Raw genomic sequence first — 18784 nt, 5'->3', positions numbered from 1 at the left:
AAATCTATCACTTATTTTCTAGCTTGTAGCATTCAGACTGGCACTTATAAAATGGGTATAACCTATTTATATAAGATTTCCTGAATAGTAACAGTGTACCCATTGTCACCGGGAAATCTATTTTCCAAATCAGGCCATACACATTGTAATACTGGGAAGTCACAATTTTCGTAATAGACAATAGCTCTACCGAAATAATCATCATACAAGTTTCGATCTACAGTCTTAAAAAGACAAGGATAACCATCCAGAACATCATCATAAATGAAATCTGTATTTCGAGTAATACTTATCTCAACATCACTGCCAATGACGTTCAAAATCGCATGTGCCGATTCATATTTTAAGCCAGAAATAATTATCTCAGGGTGACCGAATGTCTTGTAAAGACCCACGGTATAAGAGAAGGGAGGCAAAGATTCATCAACTATGTTAAAGACAACCCACTTATGCTTATCGACTTCACTAAGCAATTCTTGACGCGTATTTCTAGCCATATGTTTAACGTATACTACACAAAACTTAAGTAACGAATTTTAGACGTAATGACAAACAAGTCTTTTATGAGAGCCAATGAGTTTCGTTTTATGACCAGGTAAGTTTGTATATTTGATCAGCTACTAACGATTCCAATCATGACAGGCATTGTGTTTCCGTTTCCTATAGAGCCGGGCATTGACCTGTTCGAGCAGATGCGTCACAGGACAGCCGATGAGTTCTACTATTTCTGCCAGGAAAATGCCGATTATAAATTTGAGCGTGATGCCACTGGCAACATATTGCCTTTGGGACAAACGGGGGGCGAAACAGGGATTCACAACAGTGAATTAACCACTGATTTAACAATCTGGAATCGAACAGCATGCCTTGGCCTGGCCTTCGATTCATCGACCGGGTTTAATTTACCCAATGGGGCTACACGTAGTCCTGATGTTGCCTGGGTGAGCCATGATCAATGGAATCGAATCTCGCCCGATGAGCGAAAGAAATTTCCACCGCTTTGCCCTGATTTTGTCGTCGAACTGTTGAGTGAATCGGACACGCTTAAGGGAACCACCGACAAGATGCGGGAATACATGGACAATGGTTGCCGCTTAGCCTGGATGATTGACCCGAAAACGGAGGAAGTGCGCATTTATCGGGCCGATGGATCAGTCAGCGTAGTGCATGGATTCGACAACAGCCTATCAGGTGAAGACGTATTGCCGGGCTTTGCGTTCAATCTACAGCTATTGCGCTAATCGTTACCCTTCTTCTACATAATCCATATCCTTCGTAAACGTCTCATCGAGATATGAGAGCGCAACCAGGGCGATTACGATGGTTAAAACGCCGACCGTTAAGGCGCTGTAAACGGTCCCTAAAGATGGCTTCAACTGGACAAAAATAGCACTTAGCGGAATGGTAGCCGCCCGTACAAAATTCGGAATTGTAGTGGCTACTGTAGCCCGGAGGTTGGTTCCGAATAGTTCGGCCGCAATGGTCACGAACAAGGTCCAGTAGCCGTTTGCAAAGCCAAGACAAACGCAAACGGCGTAAAACATCGTCAGACGGCTGATTGGCGCCAGCAAATAAACCAGGATAAAGGCGAAGGAAACCAGCATAAACAACCGAATCACTTTTTTGCGACTCCGTAGCGACTGGCTCAGAAATCCACTTACCAGATCGCCCAGTACCTGTCCCGAAAAACTCAGCATAACGGCTTTTCCGGCGATTACGGGTTCAGTAAGCCCAATCGCTTTGCCCAATTCAGGAGAGAACGTAATCAGGATACCCACCACAAACCAGATGGGCAGCCCCACCAGTATACATTGCAGGTATTTGTTCCGGCGGTGCTTATCACTAAACAGCGTTTGTACGCTTCCTCTGGCAATCGCCCGCTGGCTGGTTTTTACGAATAAACCAGACTCCAGCACGTTGAACCGCAACACAAGCAGGAGAAGCCCCAATCCACCACCGATGAAATAGGAAATGCGCCAGTCGAACAGATCGGCCATAAAATAGGCCAGAATAGCGCCCAGAACCCCCATTGTGGCTACCAGTGTGGTGCCATATCCCCGAATCTCTTTCGGCAAAATTTCTGTCACCAGCGTAATACCAGCGCCTAGCTCCCCAGCCAGACCAATGCCCGCAATAAACCGAAGCAGAACATATTGATTCAGCGACGTAACAAACCCATTGGCAATATTGGCAAGTGAGTACAGCAGAATAGACCCAAATAGCACCGAAAGCCGCCCGCGACGGTCGCCCAGAATCCCCCAGAAAATACCACCAATCAGTAAACCTGCTGTCTGTGTGTTCAGTAGTAGCAACCCGTCGCCCAAAAGCCGGTCGCCCTCTACACCAAGCGCTTTCAGGCTGGGAACCCGCACAACACTGAACAGGAACAGATCATACATATCCACCAGATAACCCAGGGCAGCCACCAGTACAGGAATTTGTAAAAGCTGACGAAGCGTGGATCGATTGGCCGTAACAGGTTCAGGTGTAAAGACGGGTTTCATAGACTGGTTAATTTTTGTTATCCCGACCGGGACGTGTAGTCGGGATAACAAATTAGGATTACACTTTTTCGGGCACTACAAACGGAGCGCGGTACTTACGGGTAAGCATCTGATTGGCTTCCTTATCGCCGACGAATACTTCGTTTTTCGGATCAAAATGTAACGTTCGCCCTAATCGATAGGAAATATTGCCAAGGTGCGCAATACCCGAAGCCAGATGCGCTGTTTCGACAGGACCATTCTGTTTCGACTTATCCCGCGACCGCACACAGTCGATGAAATTGGCGTAGTGATCCCCTCCCGCTTTTCGGGCGGGGCCGGGCGTACGTTCCTTGCCCAGGAAGGTTTTGTAATCGTCGTAACCGTTGATCACCATATAGCCTTTGTCGCCGTAGAATAGATTCCCGATCTCGACACCATCCTCTTTATTGGTCATCCAGGGACGTACTTCAAACTGAATGACTTTGCCCTGTGAGGGATATTTATAGACCGAAGTGAGAGTTTCGGGCGTTTCCTTGCAGTCATTCCAGAGAAATTTACCACCCGACGATGTGATTTCTTCAGGAAAACCTACATCCAGCCCCCACATACAAAGGTCGGTTTCGTGAATGCCCTGGTTGCCGATGTCGCCATTACCATAATCCCAGAACCAGTGCCAGTTGTAATGAACGTAATTTTTGCTGAATTCCTTTTCCTGAGCGGGCCCTTGCCATAAGTTCCAGTTCAGTTCGGCCGGAACCGCTGATTTTCCCAGATCACCGATGCTTGGACGCCATTTAAACACCAGCCCTCTGGCCATATAGACCTTCCCGATCAGGCCATCACGCAGGTGCTTGATCGCTTCCTGAATGGCTTCCGAGCTTCGTAACTGTACGCCATGCTGCACGATGCGATTGTAGCGGGAGGCAGCTTCAACCAGTTTACGGCCTTCGTGAAGGTTGTGTGCACCCGGTTTTTCGACGTACACATCCTTACCAGCCTGACACGCCCAGATAGCTGCCAGCGCATGCCAATGGTTTGGGGTAGCGATGCTGACGGCATCGATGTTTTTGTCGTCGTAAACCTGCCGCAAATCACCGATGGTCTGCACTTTTCGGTTGTATTTCTTTTCGAAATCCGAAGCTCGTTCCTGAAGTACGTTGCTGTCGACATCGCAAAGAGTAACCACTTCAACATCTTTCAGCTTGGAAAACCCCTGAATGTGATCTTTCCCCCGACCATTGACCCCGATAACGGCTACCCGGACCCGATCGTTAGCCCCAAACGCGTGGGCCGGAATGTAGGTAGGTAAGCCGAAGGCAGCTATAGACCCTACAGCCGCCGATTTAATAAATTTTCTACGAGATTCGTTTTGACTCTCCATGTGCAATTTTAGGATTTAGACGTTCAGTACGTTCGTTAGGCAAACGTTCAATTCTTCTGTCATATCGTAATACGCTGATTGACTTAAATACGACTACAATGGTCAAACGAATCCGTAATGAGTTTTCAGAACATAAAGTGGAGGGCAGTGGTAAACTAATCGAAAAACCACCAACTGATTATCAAAAACTTATAAACGGGGCAACGTCATGCCGCCATCCACCATAATTACCTGACCTGTCGAATACGGAAAGTCGCCCCTGGCCAATGACGCAACCACCCGACCAACATCGTCGGGAAGCCCCCATCGTTTCTGCACACACAACCCATCGGCAATCAGCCTGTCGTATTTGGCCGTGACACCTGCCGTCATATCGGTTTGGATAATGCCCGGACGGACCTCATAAACCGGAATATCGAACTCACCAAGCCGGGCCGCAAAGAGTTGAGTCGCCATGCTCAATCCGGCTTTCGCTACGCAATACTCACCCCGGTTTACGGAAGCAACGGTAGCTGAAACCGACGAAATGGTAATGATTCGGCCAGCAAAGTCAGGAGCATCTCTTTTTTGCTCAATCATCCAGTTGGCTACCGCTTGTGTCAGAAAATAGGCCCCCTGCAAGTTGGTCGATAGTACGTACTCAAAACTTTCTTCCGTTGCTTCCAGAATATCCCGACGCTCTTTGGGCGCAACACCGGCATTATTTACCAGCACATTCAGCCGACCGTAATACGCCTTTATTTTCTCCAGCATACTCAGCCGGTCTTCCCGCGACGCAATATCACCGGGACAGTAGATCACCTCTGCGCCCAGTGCCCGTAGGTTGTCCAGTGCATCTGTCACCAGCGTTTCGGGCCGAACACCATTGATAGCGAGGTCAAAGCCTGCTTTTGCCAGATGTTCGGCAATACCATAGCCAATACCGCGACTACCACCCGTTATGAGAGCTACTGGCTTATGTTTCACGTTTTTCACAGGCTGTCTTTTAGCGCTTTAAGCTGTTCGGCCTCGGGGCTTTTTTTGTAGAGTGTGTCCAGCGGATAGCAACCCGAAATAAGTCCATTACGGGGAGCCGTGGTACAATCGGAGAACGTACGGCAGATATGGTTTCGGACCAGCGAACGGCCTGCCAGCATATCGGCAGGCATGGTCGGATACGACAACACCATTCGCCCGAAACCAACACTATCGGCCATGTTGTGCCGCAACACGTACTGCGCCACATTGGGCAACCATTCCTGCAAATACGAATAGCCTGATCCAATAATCACTAGTTCAGGAAAAGCCTGCTTCAACTCATGCGTCACGTCGATTTGCCGTTTTACACCCAGCAGCGGATCTTCGGGAGGCAAATAGCCATCAGAGGGTGGGAATAAAGCAGGACGCATCAGGTGAGGGTTATAATATGGACTTCCTCCCGTAATGCAAACCAACTGAATACCCAACGATTCGGCCAGGGCCAAAAAAGCTTTGGTTTCGGTCAGATCCGGGCCAAGCCCATCCGACTTACCCCCAAAGGCAAACGGATATTGTTCGGCCGATTCGGGGATACCTGTTCCAGCTGGCCCTTTTTTGAAGGGCAACATATCGAAAGCGCTCAATCGAATACCGATTTCCAAGCCGGATGCTGCCTGCCGGATACCCGCCACAATGTTTCGCAGGTAGCGGGTTCGATTTTCAAAGGAACCGCCATACTGGCCCTCACGGCTTACCGCGCTCAAAAATTCATGCCCCAGATACCCATGACAGTGCTTGATGTCGACAAAGTCGAATCCTGCTTTTTGGGCCAGCACAGCCGCCTGAACGTATTGCTCGATGATTTGGTCGATGTCTTCATCGGTCAGTACCGGGTAATCGGCCGCCATGCCAAACTTACTGTTCAGAAACGGATGGCTATACAGAATTTTTGACTCAAAGGCTTTATGACTTTTTGGTTTGCAGAACCGCCCGGAATGCGTCAATTGCAGGCCGATCAGCAGATCGTCGGTTGCTCCAAAGGCCTCGGAATGATCTTTAAGAAGTTGCTGACGTAAATCGACGAAATCCGAAAAGGTTTCATCGTTCAGGACCAGTTGATTTGGGTTGGCTTTTCCGGCATGACAAACCGCAACAGCTTCACAACCAAAGAGCAGTTTGGCCCCACTAATGGCAAACTTCTTCCACCGATTTCGGGTAAAGTCGGTTGGTCTTCCGTCTGTAGTACCGTCCCACCCTTCCATCGGCAGAATACAAAGGCTATTGCCAATCGTTTTTCCCGACTTCAGATGAATCGGTCGGTTGAACGGACTTTCGGCGGGGGGTAACACCGTTTCATCGAACGGCAACTCGATATGATTCTTTTCCAGGTAGTTATGCAGGTCCGCAGCCGTTTTTAGCTGAGCCATACGCGGGTAGGCGGGTTTGTATTTCTCACTCATGGGCAAAACAATCAGGCGATGCAGTTAAAGAAGGTATAGTACGGTTCGTTACGGATGATGCGTTGTAGGTAGAGTGCCACTTCGCGGATGTGATAATCACCCCACATGCTCGACTCACCATTGGCAATGTGGCTGCCGGGTGGTACATAGTCCCAGCCATTGGGTTGGTGATAGATCGAATGCAGCAGCAAGCCCTGATGCGTTGGATTCGTGCTCAAATATGGGGCATCAAGGAGTGTATCAAGCGTGGTTAGGCCAGCCTGGAAGTAGCGTTTACCGGCTTCTTCATTGCCTTTTTCTGTTAAATAGTTCCCTAAACGCAGTAATCCCTGAGCACCAATAGCGGCCGCCGAACTATCCACAGGTTCAAATGCATTGTAAGGATCTGCCGGACGATTCAGGTAATCACCCAGGCGATGCAGGGTAGGCGCCCCCGTATCCCAATACGGAATGCCGTCGGTAGGCGTGTTTTCAATAAAAAAATCGCAGGTAGCGGCTGCCGCTTTGAGCATGTAGGCTTCGATAGTTGTTCGCCCGCCAAAGGGTTCTAGTTCGGCATCGTCGCAGGTAGCCAGCCATTCCAGTTCTTCGGCAAACCCACACATAGCCCAGGCCAAGCCGCGTGTCCAGGTCGTAAAGCCGGAATACCCCTGCTGAGAATTGGGGCAGCGAAAATTGCCATCTTTTACGTTGAATACGCTTTCGTGAGCAGTCCGGCCCCACACATCGTACGAATCCCGCCCTTCACCGTAGAACACGGAATAATCGGCAGTGGCTTTCATATGCTGCAAAGCCCGTTCCAGCAGACTTATTTTTGCATCGCCCTCACCCTGAAACACATGCCCAAGCGCATGACTCACCACTAGCGCCCGGCAGGAACGAATAGTATCGACAAACAGTGAATGAGGGCCATTGAACGAGCTAATGAAGCCACCGTTTTTAACGGTAGTCCATCGGCTAGCCTGTACGGCACCGGAGATTTTCAGGGCCAGTTCATAAAAATTCTTTTCCCATTCATTGTGCGGAATTCGGCCCTCCTGCATGAGCCGCAGTAAATTCCCATACGTGCTCACGTTATTAAATCCGTGGTCATGCACACCAATGTGGCTAATGTGCGGAGCCATTACACGAAGTGTTTTCTGGCGGCCTATTTCCAGAAATTCAGTATTGTTGGTAGCATCAAACTGTAAAATGGCGGAACCAAACTGGAACCCCTGTGTCCACTCGGTCCAGCCACGGGTTGTGTATTTACCCGCCCAGGTAAAAACCGGGGAGCCTTTTGACACGTCGTATTCGGCTTCAATCAGGCGTATTTTCTGACCAGACAGGTCCCAGAATCGGTCAAGTTTTGCGGTAAGATCGGTGAGTTGTAAGGAATAGTTAATCTGCATAAAGTAAGGGAAACGACAAGCTTTCCGGTTTCCTTACTTAAAGAGCAGTTGATGGGACTACTACTTTATAATAAGCACTAGACCACGGATTTTTATGTATGGTAACAAAAAAGCCGCAACCTGATCGAACAAGTGCGGCTTTTATAACCCCTAGAGCCTATTAAGCCGCTGGTATCAAGTGTCTGCGAATGCCTTCAGGATGGAAAGCAATCACTATATCGTCTTTCAAAACCCCTAATTCGATTAACTCCGCTGATAAGTCCCTGTCAGTATTATTTACCTGAATCCAAATCTTGCTTTCAATAATGTCAAAATGCATCATCGTATGGTACACACGCCGTCCTTTTTGCCATCCGATAACTAACACTTCATAGTGGTCCCGCACAGTATCCATTACCAATTCATGATGAATTTCATGGCTACCTGATTGATACGATGCGTACCGCTCAACTATCTGCTGGGCGGCCTGCCTATAGATATTGATGGAATCCATTTGACAATTTTCGATGCGACCTGATCAAATATAACTAAACTAATCGAAATCTTACTTAGAACAAAGAGCGTAAACTCCTCCAGAAAGAATTCATCATAGACAGCAACTGGAACAGCCAGCCAAAGTTCAATCTCGGGATCTGTTTCATTCAGAATCAGTTCATACATCAGGTATTGCCCAATCGCTTCCTGAAAATCCTTTATCGGCGAGGTACTCAGAAAACTTTTGATTTCAATAGCGATTTTTCTTCCCGATCGATTAGCGATTAACGATACGCCTTCAATACCCAAATCAACGAAAACTGTACGGTTCAAAAAAGTAATGGCTAGAGGGTCTTTTCGGACCATCCAGCCATCAGCTTCCAACGCTTTAACAACAGCCTGATGATATAAATCCTTCGCTGCCACTCTATTCTTTGATCAAACTTACGCCACCCATTTCGGGGGGTTGCGGAATACCCATCAACTGAAGAATAGTAGGAGCAATATCGGCCAGTTTCCCATCTTTCAGCTCCGGATGATAGTCTTTATCGATCAGGATGCAGGGAACCAGGTTCGTTGTATGCGCTGTATTAGGGGTACCGTCGTCATTGATCATGTACTCGGCATTCCCGTGGTCGGCGATGATGATTGTGGTATAGCCATGCGCAAGAGCTGCTTCTGTTACAGCCTGGGCACAGGCATCAGCCGTTTCGGCAGCCTTCACAACGGCAGAAAATACACCTGTATGGCCGACCATATCGGTATTGGCAAAGTTCAGGCAGATGAAATCCGTTTCTTCTTTCTCCAATTCCGGAATGATGGCATTCCGAATATCGTAAGCGGCCATTTCCGGAATCTGATCGTAGGTTTTTACCGGAATGGTAATCTGCACACCCCGGTCGTCCAGAACGGTCATTTCCTTAGGCGACGGGCACAACAGCCGTTTTTCACCCACAAAAGGTTCTTCCCGCCCACCGGAGAAGAAGAACGTAACGTGCGGATATTTCTCGGTTTCGGCAATGCGAATCTGTTTCCGGCCCGCATCAGCCACGACTTCACCCAGCGTTTTCGACAAATTATCTTTATCGAAAATCACCTTGACATTCATAAACTCGCTGTCGTAGTTGGTCATGGTGATGTAGTACAGTGGCAGTTTCTGCATGCCCTGTTCCGGGAAGTCCTTCTGCGTCAGTGCCTGCGTAATCTCGCGGCCACGGTCGGTACGGAAATTGAAGCAAAGCACGACGTCACCTTCTTCAATAACCGCTACAGGCGAGCCGTCGGGATTGCTGACAATGATTGGTTTGACAAACTCATCGGTAATGTCGGCATCATATGACTCCTGCAATGCCTGGGTTACCCCCGACGCAGCCACTTTGGTACCAATACCGTGTACCATAGCGTCGTAAGCAACTTTTACCCGTTCCCAGCGATTATCGCGGTCCATGGCATAATACCGCCCAACCACGCTGGCAATCTGCCCGGTAGTGGCGGCCATGTGGTCCTGAACTTCTGAGATATACCCAATACCCCCTTTCGGGTCGGTGTCGCGGCCGTCGGTAAAGGCGTGGACATATACGTTCGTCAGATCGTGGGCGTGAGCGATGGACAATAATCCTTTGAGGTGATCTACGTGTGCATGAACCCCACCGTCCGAAACGAGTCCAATGAAATGCACCTGCTTGTTGTTGGCTTTGGCATAATTCAGGGCATCGACCAATACCGGCTCATTATCGAGCGTGTGCTCCTCAACGGCTTTGTTGACTTTCACCAGATCCTGATACACCACCCGACCGGCACCAAGGTTCATGTGCCCAACTTCCGAATTACCCATCTGACCGGCAGGTAGTCCAACGGCCAGCCCCGACGCTTCGAGCGTACTATGCGGGTATTTGGGATACAGCGAGTTTATAAAAGGTGTATGTGCCGATTCAATGGCAGATACTTCGCGTTTCAGCGGGATACCCCATCCATCGAGAATGATGAGAATGACTTTTTTGTTCATTTTTTAATGAGTGAAAGAGTGAGAGAGCGAAAGAGTGAAAGAGTGAAAGAGTGAAAATAGTCTACGCTGGCTTTTCACTCTTTCGCTCTTTCGCTCTTTCGCTCATTAAGATTATGCTGTTGAATTAAATACGTAAGCAACTGTCGGCAGCAACGTAGACAGATCTGATAAACGTCTTCGAAAACCTCGGGACCTTCGTAGTAGGGGTCCGGCACATCAGGTTCATCGCTGACCTCGGGATCGAATTCACGTAGCAGAAAAATCGTGTCAGTCGTATGTAGGCCCGTACTTCGGTAGTTTAATTTTTCGATGGTTTCGAGGTTCTTCTCATCCATCGCTACGAAGTAATTGAACTGTGCCAAATCGTCGCCCGTCAAACGGCGGGCGCGATGCGTAAGCGTAAGCCCATGTTCAAGGGCATTTTCACGACTTCGAAGATCAGGTAACTGGCCGATATGGTAGGACGATGTTCCTGCCGAATCACAACTTATCTGTTTGTCAAGCCCTTCTTCGGAGATGAGCTGCTTAAAAATACCCTCTGCCACCGGCGACCGGCAGATATTGCCTAAACAAACAAAGAGAACGGAAATCATAGCGGCAGGGGGCGTGGAGCATGGAGCGTGGAGTAGGGTGAACCAATGATCACCTCGCTCCATGCTCGCTGCACCTCGCTACTTTTCAAGCGGTTCGTTGTTCTCGTCCACAATGACGAATACATCTTCACCGGGTTTCTTCATCAGGTATTTCTCGCGGGCAAACTTTTCCCGAAGCTGGTCATTTCCCAGTAACTCCTTACGCTCGGTTCGAACGGCCTTAATTTTGCCCTGATAAAACTGAACATCCTCTTCCAGCACGTGCAGCTTCCACCAGTTTCGAATTTGCGTCGGCAGGTCGTTGGCGTCGAAAAACAGCATCCATGCCAGAAGCCCTACGCCTGTGGCAACGTAGAAATTACGAAAATAGCGGAGGATTTTTTGTAGCATGGTACAAGATGCCTGGGGCAGAAGGCATGGGGTAGAGCGTCTGGCCCATACCCCGTCCCCTTTGCCCTATGCTAAAACTTAAGTCCTGGGAAATAAGCGGTTTCGCCCAGTTCCTCTTCGATACGGAGCAACTGGTTGTATTTTGCCATCCGGTCTGAGCGCGAAGCCGAACCCGTTTTGATTTGACCCGTGTTCAATGCTACGGCCAGATCAGCGATGGTAGCGTCTTCGGTTTCGCCCGAACGGTGCGACATAATGTTTTTGTACGAATTGCGCTTCGCCAGATTTACCGTATCGATGGTTTCGGTCAACGAACCAATCTGATTTACTTTTACCAGAATGGCATTGGCAATTCCTTTATCGATACCTTCCTGAAGGCGGGTTACGTTCGTTACAAACAGGTCGTCGCCAACAAGCTGGGTTTTGTTATCCTTCAGCAAATCGGTCTGAGCTTTCCAGCCATCCCAATCGTCTTCGGCCATGCCATCTTCAATCGACAGGATTGGGTATTTGTTCACCCAGTCTTTCCAGAATCCGGCCATCTCCGACGAAGTCAGTTTGTCGCCCGTCGATTTTTTGAAATGATATACACCTGCTTCGGCATCATAGAATTCGGACGAAGCGGCATCCATAGCAATCCAAACGTCTTCACCTGGGCGGTAGCCTGCTTTTTCGATAGCCTGGATGATGGTTTGAATCGCTTCTTCGTTCGATTTGATATTAGGTGCAAACCCACCTTCATCACCGACGTTGGTAGCCAGACCCATTTTTTTCAGAACCCCTTTCAGCGTATGGAAAATTTCGGTACCCATCCGCAGGGCTTCCGAGAAACTCGGCGCATTGGCGGGCATTACCATAAACTCCTGGAAGTCGATTGAATTATCAGCATGCGAGCCACCGTTCAGAATGTTCATCATCGGCACGGGCAGCGTGTTGGCATTTACGCCACCGATATAGCGATACAGCGGCAAACCTGCTTCCTGAGCAGCTGCTTTAGCGGCTGCCAGCGACACGCCAAGGATGGCGTTGGCCCCTAAACGACCTTTGTTGGGCGTACCGTCCAGTTCGAGCATAATCCGATCGATCATGCTTTGTTCAAAGATCGATATGCCAACCAGTTCAGGGAAAATCAATTCATTTACATTCGAGACGGCTTTCAGGACACCTTTGCCCATATATACCTTTTTGTCGTCGTCGCGGAGTTCGACCGCTTCGTGGGTACCTGTCGATGCGCCCGAGGGTACAGCGGCCCGCCCCAGAAAACCGTTTTCGGTACGAACGTCAACTTCAACAGTTGGGTTACCGCGTGAATCCAGAATTTGTCGGGCATGAATGCTTTGGATGGTACTCATTGGAGAGAATAAAAAGGGTTAACAACAAACTATGCTATCGGTCCGGCGCTCCGGTGATCCGGCAGGCCGGTTTATCTGATTTGACGCACAGGCGCTTAGGCTTATACACAAATCGAGCGCAAAGTAACGAAATACAGGGCAAAACTTCAGAACCAGAACCCGATTGGTTTGTTACTTAATGAATAATTCATGGTCTTTATAGTCCTGAAACAGAAGTTATCAGAAATTTTTGTCTATTTGTGTGCTTTACAAGTACCACCAAACCAACCATATCTATGCGCGGCTTATTATATTTTCTCTTGTTTTTATTAGTTGTTTTTGGCGTACTCTATGCGCTGACTGGCTGGAGCTACAGCGACGGCGAACGGGCCGGAACCGTCTCGAAATTCAGCCGACGAGGATTTATTTTCAAAACTTACGAAGGTGTTCTGAACGTAGGTGGTTTTTCGGGCGAAACGGGCTCACTCACCCCCCAATATTTTGACTTTTCGGTAAAAGATGAAGACGTAGCCAAGCAGATTACCGATGCTGTAAAAACAGGTCAGCGTGTGACACTGCATTACGAAGAAAAGATCTTGAAATTCCCCTGGAATGGCGAAACCAAGTATTACATTACTAGCGTAGAAGTTGTTGGGCCACCCATGCGTCCTTACGGCGACACGTCTGCCTATCCGGGCTATCAACCGGGCCAGCCGCAGCCGCAACAAGGGCAGCCACAAGTGCAACAGCCCGCTACCACTCAGACGCCTGCCGCATCCGATTCCATACGTTAATAAATACCTGACGTAAAAACCAGCTAATTGATTCATTATGTTATCATTAGCTGGTTTTTACACACTTACTATTCCCTTGAAAAACCCTGGATAAAAAGCCCCAACTATTTTCAGAAACCGTTTGGTAATCCGGCCATTTTTGGGTAATTTTATCTGTTTAAACAACCAGCTTAACATGGCAAAATCAGACATGGCGCAAGCCACAGCATCTGCTAATGACAGTAAACTAAAAGCCCTTCAAACCACTATTGAAAAACTGGACAAAGCTTTCGGAAAAGGTACGGTAATGCGCCTGAGCGAGAGCAAAGTTGTGGATGTTCCAGTTATCTCGACCGGGTCTTTGGGCCTGGATCTGGCGCTCGGTATCGGGGGTATGCCGCGCGGCCGTATCGTTGAAATTTATGGACCTGAATCGTCGGGTAAAACCACTCTGACGATGCACTGCATTGCAGAAGCCCAAAAAACGGGGGGTCTTGCCGCCTTTATTGATGCCGAACACGCCTTCGACCGGGTTTATGCGGAAAAGCTGGGCATTGATACCAAAAATCTGCTTATCTCACAGCCCGACAATGGCGAGCAGGCACTCGAAATTGCCGAACACCTGATTAGCTCTGGAGCCATTGACATCTGCGTTATTGACTCCGTTGCCGCGCTGGTTCCTAAAGCCGAAATTGAAGGCGAAATGGGCGAAAGTAAAATGGGCCTTCAGGCCCGTCTGATGTCGCAGGCCTTGCGGAAACTTACAGGTACTATCAACAAAACGGGCTGCTGCTGTATCTTTATCAACCAGTTGCGTGAGAAAATCGGCGTGATGTTCGGTAACCCCGAAACAACCACGGGTGGTAATGCGCTGAAATTCTACTCGTCGGTTCGCTTGGATATTCGTCGGATTGGCCAGATCAAAGAGGGCGCCGACAATGTAGTAGGGAACCGTACTAAAGTAAAGGTAGTCAAGAATAAACTGGCGGCTCCGTTCAAAGTTGTTGAGTTCGACATTATGTATGGACAGGGTATTTCGAAAGTGGGCGAAGTGCTCGACCTGGCCGTTGAGATGGAGATCGTTAAGAAATCCGGTTCCTGGTTCTCCTACGGAACCAACCGGCTGGCACAAGGTCGTGATGCCGTAAAAGAATTACTGCTCGACAATCCTGAATTGATGGCAGAGCTGGAGGGCAAAATCCGGGCCAAAATCGCTGAAGATGAAAATGCTTTGCTTGATCCTGTCCTGGAAGGCACCGACGCCGATGACGAAGGTCTGCTCGATGATTAATTTGTTTAATGAACCAGTAAAAAGGGCCGGGTGTATATCCTGCCCTTTTTTATTTCTTATAGGTTCCGTTGCTGTACTTAAGCTTCGTCAGAAACTTTACATTCTTGAATAAGAGCAGGCTGGGAGCCGTGGCATCGTAAATCTGATCGGGTATCATTCTTACGCTAAAGGTGCCTTTAATTTCTCCGGATACCTCATCGAAAGACTGAATGCTCAACTGTGTATCAGAACCGATTACGGGCTTGTATGTACCCCAGGGCATTTTATTGCTCAAGGTCGTATAGGTACAACCAATACTATCGGACCCACAGTAGAGCGTACGATAGTCTACTTTGAATTTAGTCAGCGAACCGGCCTTTTTCGGGATATTAAACAACGTTAAGGTTGCTAGTTTTTCGCCATCATCATCAAATTCTGTTACCGTAACGTCGAACGCATAGGCTGTGCAGGGCACTCTGGATGCGGCTGAAATCCGGGCATTTCTTAATTCATCGCCTTGGCGGGTGCCTGTAACAGTTCCCCAGTAGTAGGTCGAATACGTGTCGGGGATTGGTACAGAGGTTAGTACCGCATGACAACCCAGTAACACCAGGGCTAACGCTAAGAAAAAAATAAATTTTGGTGCAATACACATTGGACTCGTTCACAATAGCCTATTATCCATCGTCATTGATTTCTGATCAAAAAGCGAGCCATTTGATATACTTTTTTTAGTATATTGTATATTACAATTTGCAAATTCAACGTAGTGTGTATGCAAAAAAAGCTACCATTTTGTGGTAGCTTTCGAAGTATATTTAACCGAATGATACTTAACGATTTTCCAGCGAAACAAACTCGCGCAACGTAGGGCCAGTATAAATTTGCCGGGGCCGACCGATAGGCTCTTTTTGCTCACGCATTTCTTTCCACTGAGCAATCCAGCCAGGTAAACGACCTATGGCAAACATTACCGTAAACATGTTGGTCGGAATACCCAGAGCCCGGTAAATAATCCCTGAATAGAAGTCAACGTTTGGATATAGCTTACGCGATACAAAATATTCGTCGTGTAAAGCCGCTTCTTCCAATCCTTTGGCAATTTCCAGTACGGGGTCATTAATACCCAGCTTTGTCAGAACGTCATCGGCCGCTTTTTTGATAATTTTAGCACGCGGGTCGAAGTTTTTATAAACCCGGTGTCCAAAACCAAACAGGCGGAAACCCGTTGTTTTAGCGTTTTTCGCCATATCGACATACTTAGCCACATCGCCACCATCGGCTTTGATATTTTCGAGCATCTCGATCACTTCCTGGTTGGCACCACCGTGCAGAGGCCCCCACAGGGCACTGATACCCGCCGAAATAGACGAATAGATATTTGCCTGTGACGAACCTACCAGCCGAACGGTCGAAGTTGAACAGTTCTGCTCGTGATCGGCGTGAAGGATCAGCAACACGTTTAGGGCTTCAACCACGACCGGATCAATTTTATAATCCTCAACCGGCAACGAGAACATCATGTTCAGGAAGTTCGGAATGTAGTCGAGGCTGTTTTTGGGGTAATTTATCGGATGCCCCTGCGAACGCTTGTACGACCAGGTTGCGATCGTTGGCAATTTGGCCAGTAACCGGATAATGTGCAGGTCCGTTTTGTCTTCGCCCGACGATCCTTCGAGGTCAGAATAAAATGCACTCATGGCACTCACCAGCGATGCCAAAACGCCCATCGGGTGAGCTTTTACGGGAAAACCATCAAAAATTTTCCGCATGTCTTCATTAACCAGCGTATGCCGACGAATGGAATTTTCGAACTGGGCATACTGGTCTTTCGTTGGCAATTCGCCGTAAATAAGCAGGTAAGCTACTTCCAGAAACGACGCTTTGGCCGCTAAGTCTTCGATGGCATACCCACGATATTGTAAAATACCCTGCTCACCATCCAGAAACGTAATAGCGCTTTTGGTGGCACCGGTATTTTTATAACCCCGGTCTAATGTTACGTAGCCGGTCTGATCACGGAGATTTGAGATGTCAAAGGCTTTTTCATGTTCGGTTCCCTCCAGAGTTGGGAATGAATAGGACTTACCATCGACTGTTAATTCAGCGGTATTTGCCATACAAATTCAGGGGTAGAGTTAATCAGAGGTACTACAATGCGGTTTGTTGAGTATCTGGCTCAAGTAGCCGTTTATAAACGTGTTTGCCCGTCAGGAACCTCGTAGTAAAAATAGCCGGGCGGGTACACGACGGGCGAAATTAGCCGAAAAATTAAAACGACGAATGAAATTGTCGTAAAAAACCCAGATTACATTTATATTAAATGGTAACCCCGAAAATTAACCGTACGTTCCCTGCTCATCGTTTGTAAAAAATTCCACCCTTCATCACGACTCGAACTCGGTGTAAATCAGTAATCGTTTTTGTGGGATCGCCCTCTACCGCCACCAGATCGGCCAGTAAGCCTGTTCGCAGGCGCCCCCGGTCGGCCAGGTGAAAAACATCAGCGTTGATCGAAGTGGCCGATCGTAATACATCGAGTGGTTTCATGCCATAATCGACCATCAAATCCAGTTCTCGGGCATTATCGCCGTGACTAAAAACCCCCACATCGCCCCCGGCAGCCATTGTTACGCCAGCGTCCATTGCCTGTTTGAAGGTTATACGCTTCTGCTTAAGTCGCTCCGGTTCAGGCTCCTGGCCTTTTTTCCAGCCGCGATACTGACTAATGGCATCGCCAGCCGCCAGTGTCGGACATAAGGCTGTGCCATGCTGTTTCATCAGCGTAAATACCTCTGGCGTACCTGCATCCCCATGTTCGATCGTTTCGCAACCACCCAAAATGGCCCGACGCATGCCTTCGGCCGTACTGGCGTGCGCTACCACTGCCCGGCCACTGCTTTTTGCTACATCTACCATCAGTTTAATTTCTTCAATGGTAAAGGTCGGACGGGCTTCGGCCATCAATCCCCAGCGATAATCGGCATAAATTTTGATGGCATCCGCTCCCTTCCCAATCTGTCGTCGAACGGCTTTGATCAGGGCATCGTGCCCGTCGGCTTCTTCGGCTCCCTGTGGCACATCTATGTCGGGGCTAAATCCCTTAGGTGCATAACTCCCTGTTGCAATGAGGGCCCGCGTCACAATAACCATTCGAGGCCCTGGAATAATCCCCTGATTAATAGCCTGTTTCAGACCTACATCGTCATATTCAGCGCCTTCGGTACCCAGATCCCGAACGGTTGTAAAGCCTGCCAGCAGCGTTTTCTGAGCATGAACTGTAGCGCGGGCCGTTCGCAGCGAGCGGGCTTCTTTCAGCACCTGATCGTCCCAGGGCGTTTCGTTGTACGGATGCAGAAATAAGTGTGAATGCCCTTCTATCAGACCCGGCAGCAGGGTGGTCCCTTTCAAATCAACGACTTCGGCGCCTTCTGTAGATATCGATGCAATCGCGCCAACAGCCTCTATCTTATCTCCTTTTACGCGTACAGCCCAGCCTTCGTGAGTCGTTTCGCCGTCAAATATCCGATCGGGCTTTAGCAGGTATGTCTGGGCCAGGCTACGGCTTGTTCCAGGCAACAGGAATAAGATGATCCAAAGGCCAAGCCAGCTTTTTGGCCAGACGTTATCTAAAGTCATTGTATTCAGGTTTTACGTACGTCCATTTCCAGTCCTGCCAGCGTTGGCAAAAGCCAGCTTTTACCGGATTCTGCAAAATATACTGAACAATGCGATACAGTTCGTCGCGGTCGCGTACCAGTCGGTCATAATTTTTATCATCCCAGAATTGTCCCTGTCTTTCCAGCAACTGATTACACTGCCGTGCCGAGAAGCTTTTAATACTTTGCAGGATTTTCACCAAGGGTATTGCTGGCCTGCCCGATTCAGGATCGAAGAACGAAAACGCAACATGAATATGATTGGGCATCAATGTATAGGCAATCAGATTATAGGCTTTATCATCCCAATAGTGTAAGCTCTGAGCGACAAGTTGGGCAATAGAATCCGTTTCCAGCCATCGGGGTCCATAATCGGCCCGATCCATCAACTGATCGTACTCGCCAAAATACATTCTTTCCAGCCGATCCAACTCGTCCCGACTATGGCCCGGTCGGATAAGAATCTGTTGTTTTTTGGCTGCATACGTATTGGCCAGGCGTTCTTTTTCAGTTTGCGCCAGCGACCCCTGAAGCCGCGTGGTAACAAAGAATGTACCCCCAAGCGGTTGCAAATGCGGTAAACCTTTGTACCAGTAGAAATCCGTATGCATCGT

General features: G+C 48.5%; 19 protein-coding genes. 3 read left to right on the top strand and 16 right to left on the bottom strand.

Features of this window, described 5'->3' with window-relative positions; all coding sequences use genetic code 11:
• Window positions 1-62: 62 nt before the first annotated feature.
• On the bottom strand, window positions 63-497 hold the full coding sequence (locus B153_RS0109955; RefSeq protein WP_020596554.1) for a DUF4262 domain-containing protein: 435 nt from the start codon (window positions 495-497) through the stop codon (window positions 63-65).
• 138 nt (window positions 498-635) lie between these two features.
• Between B153_RS0109955 and B153_RS0109950 the strand changes: the two genes are divergently transcribed.
• Entirely contained in the window at window positions 636-1241 is a 606-nt protein-coding gene (locus tag B153_RS0109950; protein ID WP_020596553.1) for a Uma2 family endonuclease, read from the top strand.
• Between the two features lie 3 nt (window positions 1242-1244).
• Here B153_RS0109950 and B153_RS0109945 read toward each other — a convergent pair whose 3' ends face one another.
• The 11 genes from B153_RS0109945 to eno form a co-directional block, all read right to left on the bottom strand.
• Window positions 1245-2504, bottom strand: coding sequence for an MFS transporter (locus B153_RS0109945; protein ID WP_020596552.1), 1260 nt, complete (start codon window positions 2502-2504; stop codon window positions 1245-1247).
• Between the two features lie 58 nt (window positions 2505-2562).
• The gene (locus B153_RS0109940) at window positions 2563-3867 is read right to left on the bottom strand and encodes a Gfo/Idh/MocA family protein (protein ID WP_020596551.1); all 1305 of its coding nucleotides are present in this window, start codon (window positions 3865-3867) and stop codon (window positions 2563-2565) included.
• Window positions 3868-4056: 189 nt separating this feature from the next.
• On the bottom strand, window positions 4057-4842 hold the full coding sequence (locus tag B153_RS0109935) for a 3-ketoacyl-ACP reductase (protein ID WP_020596550.1): 786 nt from the start codon (window positions 4840-4842) through the stop codon (window positions 4057-4059).
• Window positions 4839-6284: an oxidoreductase gene (locus B153_RS0109930; RefSeq protein ID WP_026262041.1), complete on the bottom strand. Its 1446-nt coding sequence runs from the start codon at window positions 6282-6284 to the stop codon at window positions 4839-4841. Before B153_RS0109930 ends, B153_RS0109935 begins: the two co-directional genes overlap by 4 nt.
• A gap of 11 nt (window positions 6285-6295) precedes the next feature.
• Complete coding sequence (locus B153_RS0109925) at window positions 6296-7675, bottom strand: glycoside hydrolase family 88 protein (protein WP_020596548.1); 1380 nt, start codon at window positions 7673-7675, stop codon at window positions 6296-6298.
• Between the two features lie 160 nt (window positions 7676-7835).
• Window positions 7836-8168 carry a XisI protein gene (locus B153_RS0109920; protein ID WP_026262040.1) on the bottom strand — a complete coding sequence of 111 codons (333 nt, stop codon included), beginning with the start codon at window positions 8166-8168 and terminating at the stop codon, window positions 7836-7838.
• A complete protein-coding gene (locus tag B153_RS34930; protein WP_020596546.1) occupies window positions 8126-8575 on the bottom strand; it encodes an element excision factor XisH family protein in 450 nt (149 codons plus the stop codon). Before B153_RS34930 ends, B153_RS0109920 begins: the two co-directional genes overlap by 43 nt.
• A gap of 1 nt (window position 8576) precedes the next feature.
• Complete coding sequence (gpmI, locus tag B153_RS0109910) at window positions 8577-10154, bottom strand: 2,3-bisphosphoglycerate-independent phosphoglycerate mutase (protein WP_020596545.1); 1578 nt, start codon at window positions 10152-10154, stop codon at window positions 8577-8579.
• Window positions 10155-10228: 74 nt separating this feature from the next.
• On the bottom strand, window positions 10229-10747 hold the full coding sequence (locus B153_RS0109905; protein WP_020596544.1) for a low molecular weight protein-tyrosine-phosphatase: 519 nt from the start codon (window positions 10745-10747) through the stop codon (window positions 10229-10231).
• A gap of 78 nt (window positions 10748-10825) precedes the next feature.
• A complete protein-coding gene (locus B153_RS0109900) occupies window positions 10826-11137 on the bottom strand; it encodes an FtsB family cell division protein (protein ID WP_020596543.1) in 312 nt (103 codons plus the stop codon).
• Between the two features lie 71 nt (window positions 11138-11208).
• Window positions 11209-12489, bottom strand: a complete 1281-nt coding sequence (gene eno / locus B153_RS0109895; protein ID WP_020596542.1) for a phosphopyruvate hydratase — start codon at window positions 12487-12489, stop codon at window positions 11209-11211.
• Window positions 12490-12764: 275 nt separating this feature from the next.
• Between eno and B153_RS0109890 the strand changes: the two genes are divergently transcribed.
• A complete protein-coding gene (locus tag B153_RS0109890) occupies window positions 12765-13262 on the top strand; it encodes a hypothetical protein (RefSeq protein WP_020596541.1) in 498 nt (165 codons plus the stop codon).
• 175 nt (window positions 13263-13437) lie between these two features.
• A complete protein-coding gene (recA, locus tag B153_RS0109880; RefSeq protein ID WP_026262039.1) occupies window positions 13438-14532 on the top strand; it encodes a recombinase RecA in 1095 nt (364 codons plus the stop codon).
• Between the two features lie 49 nt (window positions 14533-14581).
• Here the strand turns inward: recA and B153_RS0109875 are convergent, their stop codons facing one another.
• The 4 genes from B153_RS0109875 to B153_RS0109860 all read right to left on the bottom strand — a co-directional run bounded on the left by B153_RS0109875 (window position 14582) and on the right by B153_RS0109860 (window position 18781).
• Complete coding sequence (locus B153_RS0109875; protein WP_020596538.1) at window positions 14582-15166, bottom strand: hypothetical protein; 585 nt, start codon at window positions 15164-15166, stop codon at window positions 14582-14584.
• A gap of 178 nt (window positions 15167-15344) precedes the next feature.
• Window positions 15345-16631, bottom strand: a complete 1287-nt coding sequence (locus B153_RS0109870; protein WP_020596537.1) for a citrate synthase — start codon at window positions 16629-16631, stop codon at window positions 15345-15347.
• 238 nt (window positions 16632-16869) lie between these two features.
• The gene (locus B153_RS0109865; protein WP_020596536.1) at window positions 16870-18150 is read right to left on the bottom strand and encodes a metal-dependent hydrolase family protein; all 1281 of its coding nucleotides are present in this window, start codon (window positions 18148-18150) and stop codon (window positions 16870-16872) included.
• Entirely contained in the window at window positions 18137-18781 is a 645-nt protein-coding gene (locus B153_RS0109860; protein ID WP_020596535.1) for a transposase, read from the bottom strand. Before B153_RS0109860 ends, B153_RS0109865 begins: the two co-directional genes overlap by 14 nt.
• Window positions 18782-18784 lie beyond the last annotated feature (3 nt).

Origin of the sequence: Spirosoma panaciterrae DSM 21099 (genome assembly GCF_000374025.1) — a bacterium.
Taxonomy (GTDB): domain Bacteria; phylum Bacteroidota; class Bacteroidia; order Cytophagales; family Spirosomataceae; genus Spirosoma; species Spirosoma panaciterrae.
Note: the sequence above shows the minus strand (reverse complement) of the source record. Positions and strands in the feature narration are given on the sequence as shown.